The sequence below is a fragment of the Aeromonas sp. 5HA1 genome, assembly GCF_029237245.1.
GTDB lineage: Bacteria > Pseudomonadota > Gammaproteobacteria > Enterobacterales > Aeromonadaceae > Aeromonas > Aeromonas salmonicida.
Genome location: NZ_JAACFW010000020.1, coordinates 1 through 15,752 on the forward strand (window position 1 = coordinate 1; position 15,752 = coordinate 15,752).

Annotated in this window: 7 protein-coding genes; all 7 read right to left on the reverse strand. The window is 65.8% G+C overall.

Annotated elements, in window-relative coordinates:
* Window positions 1-193 precede the first annotated feature (193 nt).
* From GWQ27_RS16855 to GWQ27_RS16885, 7 genes are read right to left on the reverse strand one after another with little or no spacing between them, the layout of a single operon-like run.
* A complete protein-coding gene (locus GWQ27_RS16855; protein ID WP_275907826.1) occupies window positions 194-1,780 on the reverse strand; it encodes an amino acid adenylation domain-containing protein in 1,587 nt (528 codons plus the stop codon).
* Entirely contained in the window at window positions 1,777-8,013 is a 6,237-nt protein-coding gene (gene amoG, locus GWQ27_RS16860; RefSeq protein WP_275907827.1) for an amonabactin biosynthesis non-ribosomal peptide synthetase AmoG, read from the reverse strand. The genes GWQ27_RS16855 and amoG overlap by 4 nt, the downstream gene beginning before the upstream one ends.
* Before the next feature lie 8 nt (window positions 8,014-8,021).
* Entirely contained in the window at window positions 8,022-8,771 is a 750-nt protein-coding gene (gene dhbA, locus GWQ27_RS16865; protein ID WP_059168046.1) for a 2,3-dihydro-2,3-dihydroxybenzoate dehydrogenase, read from the reverse strand.
* Between the two features lie 20 nt (window positions 8,772-8,791).
* Entirely contained in the window at window positions 8,792-11,881 is a 3,090-nt protein-coding gene (gene amoF, locus GWQ27_RS16870; RefSeq protein ID WP_275907828.1) for an amonabactin biosynthesis non-ribosomal peptide synthetase AmoF, read from the reverse strand.
* Window positions 11,878-12,786, reverse strand: coding sequence for an isochorismatase family protein (locus GWQ27_RS16875; protein WP_275907829.1), 909 nt, complete (start codon window positions 12,784-12,786; stop codon window positions 11,878-11,880). Before GWQ27_RS16875 ends, amoF begins: the two co-directional genes overlap by 4 nt.
* 23 nt (window positions 12,787-12,809) lie before the next feature.
* The gene (locus GWQ27_RS16880; RefSeq protein WP_275907830.1) at window positions 12,810-14,480 is read right to left on the reverse strand and encodes a (2,3-dihydroxybenzoyl)adenylate synthase; all 1,671 of its coding nucleotides are present in this window, start codon (window positions 14,478-14,480) and stop codon (window positions 12,810-12,812) included.
* Window positions 14,477-15,670 (reverse strand): isochorismate synthase, encoded by a 1,194-nt coding sequence (locus tag GWQ27_RS16885; protein WP_275907831.1) that lies wholly within the window; start codon window positions 15,668-15,670, stop codon window positions 14,477-14,479. Before GWQ27_RS16885 ends, GWQ27_RS16880 begins: the two co-directional genes overlap by 4 nt.
* Window positions 15,671-15,752: the final 82 nt, after the last annotated feature.

Here is a 15,752-nt window from a genome sequence, read left to right on the forward strand (position 1 = left end):
CAATCTGCTCGACCAGCGCCAGTTTAAAAGTCAGCGAGTAATCGCGCTGTGTCCGTTTCACACCTTGTCCCATCGGGCTCTCCGTTTATGTGGGGGAAAGGTGTAAACCATATTCAGGACGGGACAGGCAGCCAAAAAGAAGCCCGCATCATGCGGGCTTTTTTTTATAGACGTTTGGCGCTTTCCGGTCGTCCTATTCAGGCAGTGGCAGCGCCTTTCTATCCAGCTTGCCGCTGCCTGTCTTGGGCAGGGCATCGAGCAGGAGGATCCGCGCCGGCACCATATAGTGCGGCAGCGTGGCCTGCAACCCCTTGCGCAGGGCGAGGCGATTGAGGATCACCCCGGCTTTGGCCTCCACATAGCCCACCAGCATGGCCTCGTCCCCCTCGCCAAAGAGGCGCACCGCCGCCTCCTGCACCCCGGCTTGGCGGCGAAGGCCCGCCTCCACCTCCCCCAGCTCGATGCGAAAACCGCGCAGCTTGACCTGATCGTCCCGCCGCCCCAGATAGAGGAAGCGATCCGCCCCCAGTCGTCGCACCCGATCGCCAGTACGATAGAGCCGATGGGCATCGACCCGCAGGAAGGCCGCCGCCGTCAGCCCTGGCTTGCGCCAGTAGCCTTCACACAGGGCAGGGCTCTCGATGCAGAGCTCCCCGCACTCCCCCTCAGGTACCGGCAACCCTGCTTCGTCCAGCACCCAGTGGCGATAGCCGGGCAGGCTGTGGCTGATGGTGATCTGCCCATCCGCCGGTGGCCAGCGCACCTCGCTCACCAGCGACCAGACGGTGGCCTCGGTCGGCCCGTAGCAGTTCCACAGCCGCTGGGTACGACTGCAAAGCTGCTCGGCCAATCCCGAGTCCAGCGCCTCGCCGCCACACAGGGCGGTGAGACGCTCGCGCCCCTGCCAGCCTGCTTTGAGCAGCATGCGCCAGCAGGCCGGGGTGGCCTGCAGGAAGTTGATGGAGGGGTCGGCCGCCAGCAGCGCCATCATTCCCAGGGGGTCCTTGTTGTGCTCACCGCCGGCCACCGTCAAGCGGCCGCCGCCCCAAAGCGGGCCCAGCATCTCTAGCAAGGAGATGTCAAAGGCCGGGGTGGTGATAAAGAGCCAATGGCTGTTAGGTGATAGCCCGAGCCGCTCGCGGATCCCGTCGAGGAAGCAGATCAGGGCCCGCCGGCTGATAACCACCCCCTTGGGCTCGCCGGTGGAGCCCGAGGTGAACATCATGTAGGCCGTCAGCGCATCGTCCACGCTGGGCCACTGCACGGTCGTAGCCCCTGCGTGACCGAGGCCGGCGAGGGAGCGCAGCGGACAGCCAAACGCGGGCACATCGCCATGCCCATCACAGATCACCGCCGAGAGCCGGGCCTGACGGGCGATACCCTGCAGCCGCTCCACCGGAAAATCCGGCTCGAGCGGCACAAAGGTGAGGCCGAGGCGCAGGCAGGCGAGCAGGCAGGCCACCAGATCCGGGCCTCTCTCCAAGTAGAGGCCGACCCGCTCTCCCACCGCCAGCCCCTGCAGGCGGGCGGCGATCTGACCGACCCGCAGGCTGAGCTCGCCATAGTTGAGCCAGGCGCCGGGGCCGGCCTCGCCCGTGCCTTGCTCACTCATACCGACCCCGCCCATGCCGATGGCGGGGGCCAGCGGGGTGGCGGCGAGGCAATCGGCCAGGCGCGAGCCCAGGGTCTGCTCGGTTGCCAGCCCGCCTTGCGGAGGGCTCAACTCCCGATGGGCTTTCGGTTTGACGGGAGCCTGGTCAATCTGGGTCAGGATCGTCATAGCACCTCCTCGGGCAGCCGCACCAGCCAGTGCTGATAGAGCCGGCTGGGGGATGAATGGGCCTTGAGATCCCGCAGGGTGAGCGGCGCACGCTCGCCGGCAAAGGCGGCATTGAGAGCCGCCAGCAGGGCGAGCTGCTGCACCGAATCCACCCCGAGTTCACACAGGGTCTGTTGCCAGACGCCGGGCACGCCGCACTGGCGCTCCCACAGGACCACCAGCGGACGAGCCGCGGGCGGGCAAGGCTCAGCGACTGGCGCCGCGACGCGCGCTGCCACGGGGGCAGGCAGGCTCATCTCATCGGGTCTGGCCGGCAGCGCAAGGCTCGCCTCCGCCAGCCAGCCGAGTTCGGCCAGCCAGGCGGCCAGCACGGCTTCCGCCTTCGCCATGGGGATCAGATCCCCGTCGAACTCGAGGCGCAGATTGAGCCGGCCGCTGCGGGCGTTCACCACCAGGGAGAGCGGCAGCTCCACCTTCTCCACCACGGCGCCAAAGCGCGGCACCAGCTGATGGGGTTCTGGCTCCTCCGGCAGCGCCGGCACAGGGTAGTTCTCGAACACGAACAGGCTCTGGAACAGGCGCGCTCTGCCCTGCGTCAGCGCGGCGAGCGACTGGGTACCGTGCTCGTTGAGTGCCATCAAATCCGACTGCAGCCGGGCGATATGCTCGGCCAGGGTCGCCTCGGTGCGCCAATCCAGGATAAGCGGCAGGCTGTTGATATAGAGGCCGACGCTCTGGGTGATCCCCTCGATGGGGAAATCCCGGCCCGGCGTCACGTTGCCAACCAGGGTGATGTCATCGCCACAGCGGCGGGCCAGCAGGCGATGCCAGGCATACTGGGCCAGCAAGCCCGTGGTCACCCCCAACTCGCGAGCGCGGGCCTCCAGTTGAGCCGACACGTGCGGCGCCAGGGTCTGGCCGCACACCGCAGGCCTGTGCTGCGTCAGCTGCGGCTCCAGCGCCCCCCCGAACAGACGGGAGAGATCGTTGGGTCGGGCCAACAGCTCGGCGCGCCCCTGCCAGTAGGCCTCGCTGGCGCGGGTTTGGCTCGCGATATGGCGGCCAAATTCGAGCCAGGCCCCATCCGGTTCGGCTTGCGGCAGCAGACCGTTCATCAGGGCTTGATAGCAGCGATGCAGGGATCCCAGCAATACGGGACCACTCCAGCCATCCAGCACGCCATGGTGGGCACTGAAAATGACCTTGTGGTGATCGGGCGCCAGTTTGAAACAGGCGACCCGCAGCAAGGGAGCCTGCTCGAGCGGGATCGGGCGGGCCAGATCCTGCTGGCGATAGGCCGCGATGCGCGCCTCGGCCTGCTCATCCCCCACCAGATCCTGATAGTGGAATGGCAACTCGGCATGGCGCAGGATGCGCTGCAGTGCCACCCCATCCGCCAGCACCAGCTCGCTGCGCAGGGCCGGCCAGCGAGCGATCTGCGCCTGCCAGGCCTGGCGGTAGACGGCCAGGTCCAGTGGCTGGCGATACGCCATTTCGGTCTGCAGATGGTAAGCCGTGTCACGGGGCGCCAGCTCCCTGTGATAGAGCATGCTCTGCTGCAAGGACGTCATGGGCAGCAGTGTCTCCACCTCGCGCCCGCTCAGCACCTGGTCGAGCGCCGCTTGCGAGAGGCCAAGCCCCGGGAAGTCGCTCGGGGTGTGGCGCGGGGCGCTCACCCCACAGCAGTGATCCACCAGGGCACGCAGGTTGGCCGCCAATCTCACCATCAGGGCGTCGCTCCCTTGCTGGTTGAGGGCGCCGACCTGGCGCAGGGTGAGGCATCCGTCATAGACGCCCCCGTGCAGGCTGATGAGCTCGCGTGGCAAGTTGTCCGGTGAGGAGGGCGCCCCCGGCGCCATGGGCAGGGGCTGCCAGGGCTGACCTGCAGCGCCCTGATGGCTGACTCCCAGATAGTTGAAGACGATGAGGGCTTCGGGCAGTTCCCAGCCACGGGGATGGTGCAGACGAAGGGCGTTGAAGCCTACCCCCTTGTCCGGTACGGCCCGCAGCCGCTCCTTGGTGGTGCACACCAGCGCATCCCACTCTGGCTCATCGGCCAGCGCCAGCGGATAGGTGCTGGTGAACCAGCCCAGGGTGCGGCTCACATCAAGTTCAGGATCGATTGCCTCGCGGCCGTGCCCTTCCAGCATCACACAGTGACGAGTGCCATAACCCAGCTCGCTCAGGGTGCGAGTCAGGGCGGCCAGCAACAAGTCGGGTACCCGGGTGAAGAAGGCCTGATTGGCCGGGTCAATCAAGCGGGCCGTGGTCTCCTTGTCCAATTGCAGCAGGCTGGCGGCGGCGCGGCCATCTTCGGCGCGCTGCGCTTCCAGCAGTCCTCGCTGGTTGCCCTCCCCCTGGGCCAGCCAGAACGCCAGCTGATCCTCTTCGCGCAGGGCGTAGGCGGCCAGCCCTTCTCCCCACTGGCGATAGCTGCTGCCCTTGGCGGGCAGGGGCTCACCCCTGCTCACCCGGGCGAGATCCTCGGCCAGAATGCGCCAGGAGACGGCATCGATGACCAGATGGTGGAAGGCAAGGAAAAGCCCCTCCACCGGCTCTGCCACACCCTCGATGGCCAGGTTGCGCAGGCGGGCCCAGGCCAGGGTGTGGCCACTGGCGGGATCCAGATCCCCTTGCAGTTCGGTCAGGCGGGCCTGCAGTTCAGCCCCGCCGAGTGTTCCTGCATCCAGAGTCGGCAAGGGCGGCAGCGCCAGCTCGGCCAGATAGCGCTGGCCGGTCGGGGTCACCGCCAGACGCAGGGCGTCGTGATGCTGGCGCAGGGTGGTCAGCCAGCCATGCAGGGCGGCATCGCCCACCCCGGCGGGCAGACGCAGTATTACCCCCTGGTTCCAGTGACCGGGCTTGGCGAAGCCCTGCTCGAAGAACCAGTGCTGGATGGGATGGAGCGGGAACTCCCCTGTCAGATTGCCCTGTTCGGTCTGGTGGCTGACCGCCTGCTGCTGGCCGAGCTGGCGGCAGAGGCGGCGCACCGTCTTGGCCTCGAACACGTCCTTGACGCTGCAGTGCAGCCCCGCATCCCGCAGCCTTGTGGTGAGCTGGATGCTGAGGATGGAATCACCCCCCAGGCGGAAGAAGTCATCCTCCACTCCGAGGGGTTGCTTGAGCACCCCCTGCCAGATGGCGAGCACCGTCTGCTCCAGCTCGCTCTGCGGCTCGCGCTTGCTCTGCTGCCAATCAATGGCAGGCAGTCGGCGCAGGTCCAACTTGCCGTTGGGGGTGAGCGGCATCTCGGGCAGCCAGCAGAGCCGCACCGGCACCATGTATTCGGGCAGGCATTCGCCAGCCCGTTGCAGCAAGGCCTCGCCGTCCGGCTCGCTCGCCCCCTCATGCAGGCAGGCGTACGCCAGCAGGCGACCCTCCTGCACCACCACCTTGATCTGGCGGATGGCCGGGCACAGCGCGGCGACTTGCGTCTCTATCTCGCCGGGCTCGATGCGATAGCCCCGCAGCTTGATCTGCTCGTCAATCCGGCCCAGATATTGGATGTTGCCGTCGCGGCGCCTGAGCGCCCGATCGCCTGTGCGGTAGAGGCGATGGGTACGACCGTCGAGAGCCAGCTCGATAAAAGCCTCCTGAGTGCGCTCAGGCAGATTGAGGTAGCCACGGGCAAGGCCGAGACCACTCAGGCAGAGCTCGCCGGGCACCCCCACGGGGCAGAGGTTGTCCCCTTCGTCCAGGATCAGCGCTTTTAAATTGCTGATGGGCTGGCCTATGGTGATGGGCTGACCCGGCACCAGCCGCGCGCAGAGCGCCGTGACTGTACACTCGGTCGGGCCGTACATGTTGTAAAGCGCCACCCGCTCCCCCCAGCGTTCCATCAGGCTGCTCGGGCAGGCTTCGCCACCAAAGCCGATGGCGCGCAGAGAACCGAGATCGGTCGGCGGCAGCAGGTTCGCCAGCAGGGCGGTGGGCTGGATCATATGGCTGGCGCCACAGTTGATCGCGACCGTGATGGCCCCCTCGCCCGGCTCGCCAAAGTGCAGGGCCGCGCCGCAGTAGAGCGGCAGCAAGGTGGTCATGTTGCCCGCATCGAACGACAGAGACATGCAGTTGAACATGGCGCCCTCGTGATCAAGGGCGATGCGCTCTGCATGATCCGCCATCAGGTTGACCAGGCTGCCCTGCTCCACCATGACCCCCTTGGGCAGGCCCGTGCTGCCGGAGGTGTAGATGATCTGGGCCAGCATGGCCGCGTCCCGGGGGATGGCGGGAGTGCTGGTTGGCAACCCATCCAGCGCCAGCCGATGCAGGTTGTGGTAACCGGCATCTGTGCCCGTGATGGCCTCGGCGAGCCGGGCATCCGGCTCTCCCCCCAGCACCAGCGCAATGCTGGCATCGCTCAGGATATGGGCCAGCCGCTCGGCAGGATAGGCGGGGTCGAGCGGCACATAGGCCGCCCCCGCCTTCCAGCAGGCGAGCAGGGCGACCACGAAAGCCACATCCCGTCTGGCCTGGATGCCGATGGCGGCGCCCGGCTTCACGCCGCAGGATTGCAGCCAGTGGGCCAGCCGGTTGGCGCTCGCCTCCAGCTCGCCGTAACTCAGGGCGCCTTCGCCATCACTCACCGCCAGCGCGCCCGGCAACTGCCCGGCCCGCCGCTCGATATGGCAGAGCAGGGTGTCGCGGCTGGGGTAATCCTGCGGCAGACTGGCGAGCTCGGCGACCAGCGCTGCCTGGTCTGTGCCCGCCTCCAGCGGCAGTTGCCAGATGTCGGTCTCTGGGGCCGCTACCACGGCGCGCATCAGGTGCAGCAGGCGATCAGCGTAAGCCTGGATGGTCTCTCGCTCGAACAGGGCGGTGGCGAACAACCAGTCCACCCTGACGGAATCCATCAACTCGGTCACCTTGACCGAGATGTCGGTCTTGGCGGGCAGCACCGGAGAGGTCTCCTCCACCAGCTGGCAGCCGGGGATGAGATCGTTGAAATCCACCTTGGCCTGATAGACCAGCATGATCTGGAAGATAGGGTTGATGGCAGTCGTGCGATCGGCGCCGATGGCCTCGGCCAGCGCCTCGAAGCGGTAGAGCTGGTGATCGAAGGCCGCCAGATCCTCCTCCCGGCACTGCTGCAGGTAGTCGACAAAGCTGGGGCAACCCTCGAGCCGGGTGCGCAGCACCAGGGTATTGACGAAGAAGCCCACCAGGGACTCTATCTCGTGGCGCTCGCGGTAGGCGAGCGGCGTGCCTATGACGACTTCCTTCTCGCCGCTCTGGCGCACCATCAGCAGGGCAAACAGGGCATGCAGGCCGATGAAGTTGGAGGTGTTGTGGCGCTGGCACAGCCGCTTGAAGCTCTCCCACAGGGCGTTGTCTATGGTGGAGAAGACCAGCTCGCCGCCGCTGGCCTGATGAGCCGGACGCGGCTTGTCCAGCGGCAGACCGTGCACCTCGGGGCTGCCACCGAGCCTGTCGACCCAGAACGGCTTGAACTCTGCGTGGTAATCCAGAAAGCGCGGCGAGTTGAACCAGTGGGCATAGTCGAGGTAGGTGAGCGGCAACTCGGGCACGCTCAAGGGCTCCCGGTTCTGATGGGCAAGGAAGGCACGCTTCAAGTCGGCAAACATGTTCTTGACCGACCAGCCGTCGGAGACGATGTGGTGCTGGGTGATCAACAGCACATGTTCATGAGACCCCAACCGGATAAGGTGCACCCGACTCAAGTCCCCTTTGGTCAACGAGAAGGGCTTCCCTATCTCCTCGCGCACCCGCCTGGCCACATAGGCTTCGCGCTCGGCTGCGGGCTGCTCACTCACGTCCTCAATATGCAGCTTGAAGGGCACGTGCGGCAGTATCTCCTGGGCCCCCCTGCCCGCCTCGTCCTTGACGAAACGGGTGCGCATGCTGGGGTGGCGGGCAAACAGGTGATCGAAGGCAAATTCCAGGGCCGCCGTGTCTAGCTCGCCACGGACCCTGAAGTAGACCGGCATATTGTAGAGGTGGGAGGCCTCCTCGTACTGCTCGATAAACCAGAGCCCGCTCTGGGAGGAGGAGAGCGGGCCGCTCTGAACGCCTTGAGCGACAATGGGGGCCTCGAAGGCGGCGCGAGCCGCCAGACAGCGCACCAGCTCATCCTTGTGCGCCTTGATTTGGGCGCCGATGGCGGGGGTCAGTGCCTCCTTGCTCGACTGGGAAATCAGCTGCCCTTTCTCGTTGAGGGTCAGCCTGACACCCTGGCGTTCCAGCTGTTTTAGCAGCGTTATCATATTGTTCATGACTTACCTCAGGCGCTCAGGGTGGCGCCGCCGTCGACGACCAGATCCTGCAGCGTGATATGGCTGGCCAAGTCCGAGGCCAGGAAGAGCACTGTATTGGCGATCTCCGCCGGGGTGGCGATTTTGCGCAGGGGAATACCGAGCTTGAACTGATCCGGCAGCCCGGCAATGGTGCGAGCCATGGCCCCCTCGTCCGGCAGCATGCCGCGCAACATGGGGGTATCCGTCGAGCCCGGCGACACCAGGTTGACCCGCACGCCGAAGGGGGCCAGCTCCAGCCCCACCGTCTGGGTCAGGCTGGTGACTGCCGCCTTGGAGGCGCAGTAGGCCGCCATCTGCATGCGCGGCACATGGGCGGCGTTGGAGCCTATGGTGACGATGGCACCGCGCCGCTGCCCCTTGAAGTGGGGCACCAGGGCCCGAAGCAGATAGAAGACGCCGGTGGCGTTGACCGTCATGCAGTCGTGCCAATCCTGGTCGCTCAAGTTTTCGGTGGGGCCGAGGCGCAAGACCCCGGCCCCGTTGACCAGCACATCCAGCCCACCGTCCGCCAGCAGCGCGGAGCAGCAGGCGTTCACCGCTGCGGCATCGCCGATGTCGATCAGCCGGGTGGCATAGGGGTAGCCGACCTCGGGAAACGCCAGATCCAACCCCACCACGGCGGCGCCGGCGGCCACGAACTGCTCTGCCACCTCGCGCCCTATGCCACGGCCGGCACCTGTCACCCAGACCCGCTTGCCACTGAAATCAAAGGCCATTGCTTGTTGCTCCTTGCTCATCACCACACCATCTCCACGCTCTCTTCATCCTCGGTCAGCTTGCCATCGAGGAAGCGGCAGAAGTCGTCCAGACGGGGGTGGTCGAACACATCGGATACCTTGACCTGCACCCCGAACTCGGCGCCGAGCCGGTTCACTATCTGTATGGTCTGCAGGGACTGGCCCCCCAGCTCGAAGAAGTTGTCCGCAGGCGCCATGGTGGCGAGCCCCAGGATCTGCTGCCAGATGGCGCCGACCCGGTTCTCCGTCTCACTGCCGAGGGTCAGTGCCTCATCCGTAGACTGGTACTGAGCCAGCAGGGCCTTGCGATCCAGCTTGTTGGAGCCGGTGCGGGGCAGCTGGTCATAGTGGCGATAGTCGGTGGGGATCATGGCGGCGGGCAACACCTTGGCGAGCTGCGCCTTGATGGCCCGACTGTCGCGCTCGGAGCCGGCCACGAAGGCCACCAGCCGGCGTACGTTGCCGATACTCACCCCCTGCACGCAGGCCTCGTCCACCCCGGACAGGGCCAGCAGTTGAGCCTCCACCTCGCCGGGCTGGATGCGATAACCGCTGATCTTGAATTCGTTGTCGCGCCGGCCCAGATAGACCAGCCGGCCGGCCTCCAGCCGCACCCGATCGCCTGTGCGATAGACGGGCAGCGCCTGCTCACCGACCCGAAGGGTGTCAAAGCTCCCCTGCACGCCACCCACATAGCCGTTGGCAAGCTGTGGGCCGAGCAGCACCAGCTCCCCCTCGCTGGCAGGCTGTTCCCCTGCCCCCAGAATGAGCGCCTGCATGCCGGGCAGCGGCAGGCCGATGGGCAGCTGGGTCTGGTTCGGGTCTTCCTGCTGCAGCTCATGCGTAGTGACCACCACAGTGGTCTCGGTGGGACCGTAAGTGTTGAACAGGCGCACATCAGAACGCCCCTGCCGTTGCCACTGGGCCAACTGCTCGGGGTAGACCGCCTCGCCGCCTATGATGACGGTGGCGAGCCGGGCCGGGATATGGGCCTGGCCCGCCGTCAGCGCCACCACCCACTCGTTCCAGAAGGCGGTGGGCAGGTCGAGGTGGGTGATCCCCATCTGCTCCACCCCGGCCGCGAAGGCGGGCATTGATTCGAGCAGGGCGTCGGTACGCAGCACCAGGGTGGCACCGGCGCTCAGTGTGGCAAACACCTCCTCTATGCTGGCGTCGAAATTGAAGGGGGCAAATTGCAGCATCCGGGCGCCCTCGTTCAGGTGATAGCGGCAGCGGACGGCAGCGGCGAAGTGATCGAGCGCCCCGTGGCTGACCGCCACCCCCTTGGGCAGGCCGGTCGAGCCCGAGGTGAACATCAGGTAGGCGACGGCGCGGCCGGCAGCCGGCTGGTTGAGCCGGTTGTCGCTCACCAGATCCCCGGCCAAGAGAGTGCGCCCCTCGAACAGGCTGGCCAGCTTGTGGCGATACTCGGCCTGGGTGATCAGGGTCTTGACCTCCCCAAGGCACAGGATATGACCCTGGCGCTCCAACGGCTGTTCGGGGTCGAGGGGCACGTAGACGGCGCCCGCCAACAGCACAGCCAGCTGGGCGAAGATGGCCTGGGGGCTGCGGGCCAGCATGACCCCGACCCTGTCCCCCGGCTGCACGCCGGACGTCTGCAGAGCGGCTGCCATCTGCTCGCAGCGGGCCAGCAGTGCCTCGTAGCTGACGCTCGCCTCCCCCTGCATCAGGGCAATCTTGTGCGGGGTCTGGGCGGCGAAGTGGCAGAGCGCGTCCAGCACAGGACGCACCTTGATCACTTCGTTGGCGGGGCCGGTGATCAGGGCTCCCAGCCGCTGCTCGGCCAGCCAGTCGGCCTTGAGGCTGCCCAGGGTCTGGGCGGGATCGGCAAGCCAGCGGCCCAGCAGAGCGAACAGGGTATCGGCGATGGTCGCCAGCTCGGCCTGCTGGTAGCAGCCGGGGTTGGCATCCAGATCCAGTCTGGGCTGGCCATCGCCGCCGACCTGCACTTCGATGGTGAGATCCTCCACAGGCCCGGCGCTGATGTTAAGAATATGGGCACTGAGCGGCCCGAAGCGACGGGCGTGATCGAACGGCATGATGTTGACCAGGGGGCCGAACAATCGCTTGTCGCCCCCCACCAGGCCAAGGTCTCGGCGCAGCAGTTCGTAGCGATAGTGCTGGTGCTTGCGCACGCCGCGCTTGGCCTTGGCCACGGCGCCGGCCGCCCCCGCCAGATCCAGTTCTTCACCGAGCGCCAGCGCCAACGGGGTGATGTTCATCTGCATGCAGGGCACTGTCAGGGAGGCAGACCCGATGCGGTTCATCATCATCAGGCCAAGCAACGTTTGTTGCTGGCCACTGGCAAGGGAGAGCTGGGCCGATAGGCCGGCCAGCAACAGGTCAGGCCAACCCAGCTTGTGCTCGTCGGCAAAGCCGGTCAGCGCCTGCCACAGCGCCGCCGGCAGGGGGCGACTCTCACGGATAAATTCGGCGGCGATGGGCGCGCGGGTGTCACCAAAGGATTTCACCTCGGGCCAGCCTTGCAATTGCGCCTGCCAGAAGCTGCGGGCGGCAGCGTTCTTGCCGCTCTCCTCGCGGGCCAGCTCTTCGGCCAGCACCTCATCCAGCAGGCCAAACGGCGATGGCGACGGCACAGCTCCTGCCAGCCCTTCGCCATAGAGTTCGGCGATACGCTGGAACAGCAAGGTGGTGCCAAAACCGTCCAGCGCTATGTGGTGCACGCAGCTGTAGAGGTAATCCCGGCCGGGGCCACGCAGCAAAGCGAAGCGGCAGGGTGCTTCTTTAGTCAACTCGAACGGACGGCGCAGATCGGCCCAGGCCCAGCCGCGGGCGGCAGCCTCGTCATCGCTTTCAAGGTTCACCTCGCCATAGGCGAGGGGTGCCTCGTCCGAGACGAAGCAGACCGCCTCCCCATCGTCTTCGAAGTGGCCCTTGAGCGCCTCGCACTCACTCACAGCCCGGGTGAGCGCGGCCACCAGCACGGCCGCGTCGACCTTGCCATCGAAGGCGATACACTCGGCGGTGTTGAACATCGCCTTGTCATCGTTGAGTAGATGACCGGACCAGAGCCCCTGTTGGGGTATGGTCAGAGGGAAGCGGCTCATGGGGTCACCTCCAGCGCCTGTGCTGCCAGCTTGGCCTCGATCAAACGCCACCAGCCGTTGAGGGTCGGCAGCTTTGCCAAGTCCACGAACCCCACCTCCACCCCGGCGGCACGCCACTCTGTGAGCAGAGACATGATGCGCACCGAATCCAGGCCGTAGTCGATGAGGTTCTCGTCCGGGTCAAACTCCCCTTCGTCTTCATCGATATGGCTCAGCAGCCGCGCCTTGAGCCCCTCATACGTCAGCAACGGATTAGTCTGGACGGCGAAAGTGGAAGCCGGGGCAAGTGCCAGCACCTCCTCGCAGGGGATCACCTTGCCGCAGCGGGTCGCCACATAGTCGAGCGCCATCTGGTGATCGGCCAGGGAGAAGTCCGCTATCCCGTCTGCCAGGAAGAAGGGCTGGATGTCGCGCATGAAGGCGTCGCAGGTGGTCATCATGCAGCCGATATGGCCGTAGATGCCGCCTATGATGAGCTGATCCCGCCCCAGGTCTTTGAGCATCTGTTCGAGTTCGGAGCGCTGGAAAGCGCTGTAGCGCCACTTGACCAGCACTGTGTCGTCACGCTCCGGGCGCAGCCCTGCCACCACCTGTTGCAGCTCGGGACTCTTGTTCAGACCCGGCCCCCACATGTCGTTGAGCAGGGCGCGATCTTCGGGGGATTGATCCTTGGGCTGGGCCGTGTAGAAGACAGGGATACCGAGGGCCTTGCACTGTTTGCGCACGGCCACCAGCTGTTCAATAAGCGCGGCGATCAGCGGGCTGTCCTCACCATAAAACGCGGTGAAGTACTCCTGCATGTCGTGGATCAGCAGGGCGGCGCGCTTGGGGTTCAGGGTCCAGTTGACCTTGTTGGCCTTCCATTGGCTGGGCATGGCGTAGTTGTTCAGGGTTGGGATAGCCATAACGTCATGATTCCTTTTTAGTTTTAAGCTGTTGTCAGGGGTTGGCTGGCGGCGATGACTTGCGCGATGCGCGCTCGCAGCCCCTGCTTGTCAATCTTGCCCACCGCCGTCATGGGCAGGGCATCCAGGGTTTCGAAACGGTCGGGCAGCTTGAAGTCCGCCACCCCGCGCTCGCGCAGAAACTTGCGCAAGGCCAGCGGCTTCAACCCGGGATCCGTGCTGACGATGAAGGCGCAGCTCTTCTCCCCCATGGCGCTGTCGGGCATGGAGACCAGGGCCGCCTGGGTGATGGCCGGGTGGTGCAGCAGCTGGTTTTCCACCTCTTCCGCCGCGATTTTCTCGCCGCCCCGGTTGATCTGATCCTTCTGCCGCCCCACCACAGTGAGGTAACCATCGGCATCCTGTACCACCAGATCCCCGGAGCAGTAAAAGCCCTCGGCATCGAACACACGGGCGTTGTGGGCCGGGCTCTTGTAGTAACCGCGGAAGGTGTAGGGACCACGAGTGTGCAGAGCGCCGGGCTGGCCCGGGGTGACTGGGTTGCCCGCTTCGTCCAGAATGCGCACCTCGTCATCCGGGCTCATGGGGCGGCCCTGGGTGTGAATGATCTTCTCGTCGGGGTCAGAGAGCCGGGTGTAGTTGACCAACCCCTCCGCCATACCGAACACCTGTTGCAGCCGGCAGCCGAGCAGCGGGGTGATCTTGCGCGCCACCGCTTCGGCAAGCTTGGCGCCGCCCACTTGCAGCAAGTCGAGGCTCACGAGCTGACTGCACACTGACGGGTCAGATTCAGCCGCCTGCAACCAGAGAGAGACGGCCGGTGGCACCAGAGAAGTCAAGTTGACCTGGTGGCGGGCAATCAGCGGAAAACAGCTCATGGGGCCGGGATCTGGCGCCAGCACCACGGCGCCGCCCGCCTCGAACACACCGAGGGCACCTGGGGAGCTCAAGGGGAAGTTGTGGGGAGCCGGCAGGGCGCAGAGATAACGGGTATGGGGCCCCAGCTCACAAATTTCATTGCTTCTGCGCACGCTGTAGTAGTAGTCGTCATGGGTGCGCGGGATCAGCTTGGGGGTGCCGGTGCTGCCGCCGGAGAGCTGGAAGAAGGCCACCTCGTCCGCCGGACTCGGGCCATAGGCGGGGACGGCCAATCCTTCGGTCTTGGCCAGATCACTCAGCCAATGAGTCAGCCCCAGCTCCCCGCTCTCACCATCGAGCAGCACCAGCTCGGCGCCTATGCCTCGCAGCAGGTCACTGTGGCGCGCCCCATTGGCAAACAGCGCATGGGCGAGCGAGCCGATAAAGAGGCGGGGGGTGATCTGCTCGGCGTAAGAGATGAGCTCCAGCCGGTTGTGGCTAAAAAGGGCGTTGACCGGCGCTATGCCTGCTTTGAGCAGGGCGAAGAAGACCAGATAGAATTCGGCCACATTGGGCAGTTGCACCAGGGCTGTGTCCCCGACCCCCAGACCATGGCGGGCCAATCGCCCGGCCAGTCGGCTCGAGGCGGCGTTCAGCTCGCGATAACTGAAACTGCGTTCGCCGCAGAGGATGGCGGTGGCATCCGGCGCCACTTCGCACTGGCGATCCAGCATGGCGGTCAGCGGCTCGCTGCGCCAGTAACCCTTGGCACGGTACTGCTCCGCCAAGGCTTCGGGCCAGCGGGTATAGGGCAGGAAGCGGTTGGCCTGAGTCATTGCGCCACCTCCAGATCCAGACCAAGAGCCTTGAGCATGGTGCCCAGCTTGGTGCCGGTCTCGGCCCACTCCATGGCGGGATCCGAGCCTGCCACTATGCCGGCGCCGGCAAACAGCTCCACCTGATGGCCATCGAGCACGCCGCAGCGGATCACCACGGCCCACTCCCCATTGCCCTGGCTGTCACACCAGCCGACGATGCCGCTGAACAGGGCACGCCTGAAGGGTTCCTGCTCGCGGATGAACTGGCGCGCCAGCTCGGTGGGATAACCGCACAGGGCCGGGGTCGGATGCAGCTGGCAAGCCAGGGAGAGCACAGAAGCCTGCCCCGCATGCAGCTGACCGGCGATGGGCGTGCCCAGATGCCAGAGAGTATCCGTGCTCATCAGGGTAGGATTGGCGGGAATGGCCAGTTCGCGACAGTGGGGGGTCAGCACCCGGCGGATCTCGTCGATCACCAGGCGGTGTTCATGCTGATCCTTGCGGGAGGCCAGCAGATCCCGGGCCACCTGTTGGTCCTGCGCCGGCTCGCCACCGCGCTTGGCAGAGCCCGCCAGCGGGTGGGTGAAGACCTCTCCCCCGCTGACCCGCAACAGCAGCTCGGGGCTGGCCCCAAGCAGACGGCGATCTTGCCCGAGCGGCAGGGAGAAGTGGAAGGCATGGGGGTTCTGGCTCATCAGGCGGGCCAGCACCTGCTCGGGATCGGCTGGCTTGTGTAGCGTGAGGACCAGCTTGCGCGACAGCACCACCTTGGAGAGACGACCTTGTGCAAACGCATCCAGCGCCGAGCTGACCGAGGCTTTGAACTCGGCCGCCGCCGGTGTGCTCTGTACCGAAATGACCTGGTTGCTCGCAGGTGCGCTGGCCAGGGCGGCTTTGGCTGCAAACGTCATCGGCTCGGAGGCCATGCGCACGCCCCGTTCATAGCGACCAGGCACATAGAGGCAGGAGGCTTCGGCCGGATCGAAGGCGAAGGCACCGATCAGCAGCGGATTGGCTTGCCCTGCGGCCTCGGCCGCCGCCAGCGCCCGGGCTATCTGTCGCTCCAGCAAGGGCCATTCACAGGCGGGCGTGGTGATAGGCTGGCCCAGGTCGTAGGCACTGATAGTGCCCTGACCTGAGGTAAACCAGAAATCGGGCGGGGACGCAGCCTGGGCAGGCGCGCTATTTTCCATCACAAGAGTATCCACGTTACACCCTCAAACATGATTCAAAATGATAATGATTATCAATTTGTATTTGTGCGGCGGTAAAATACTCGCTTTGAAATCA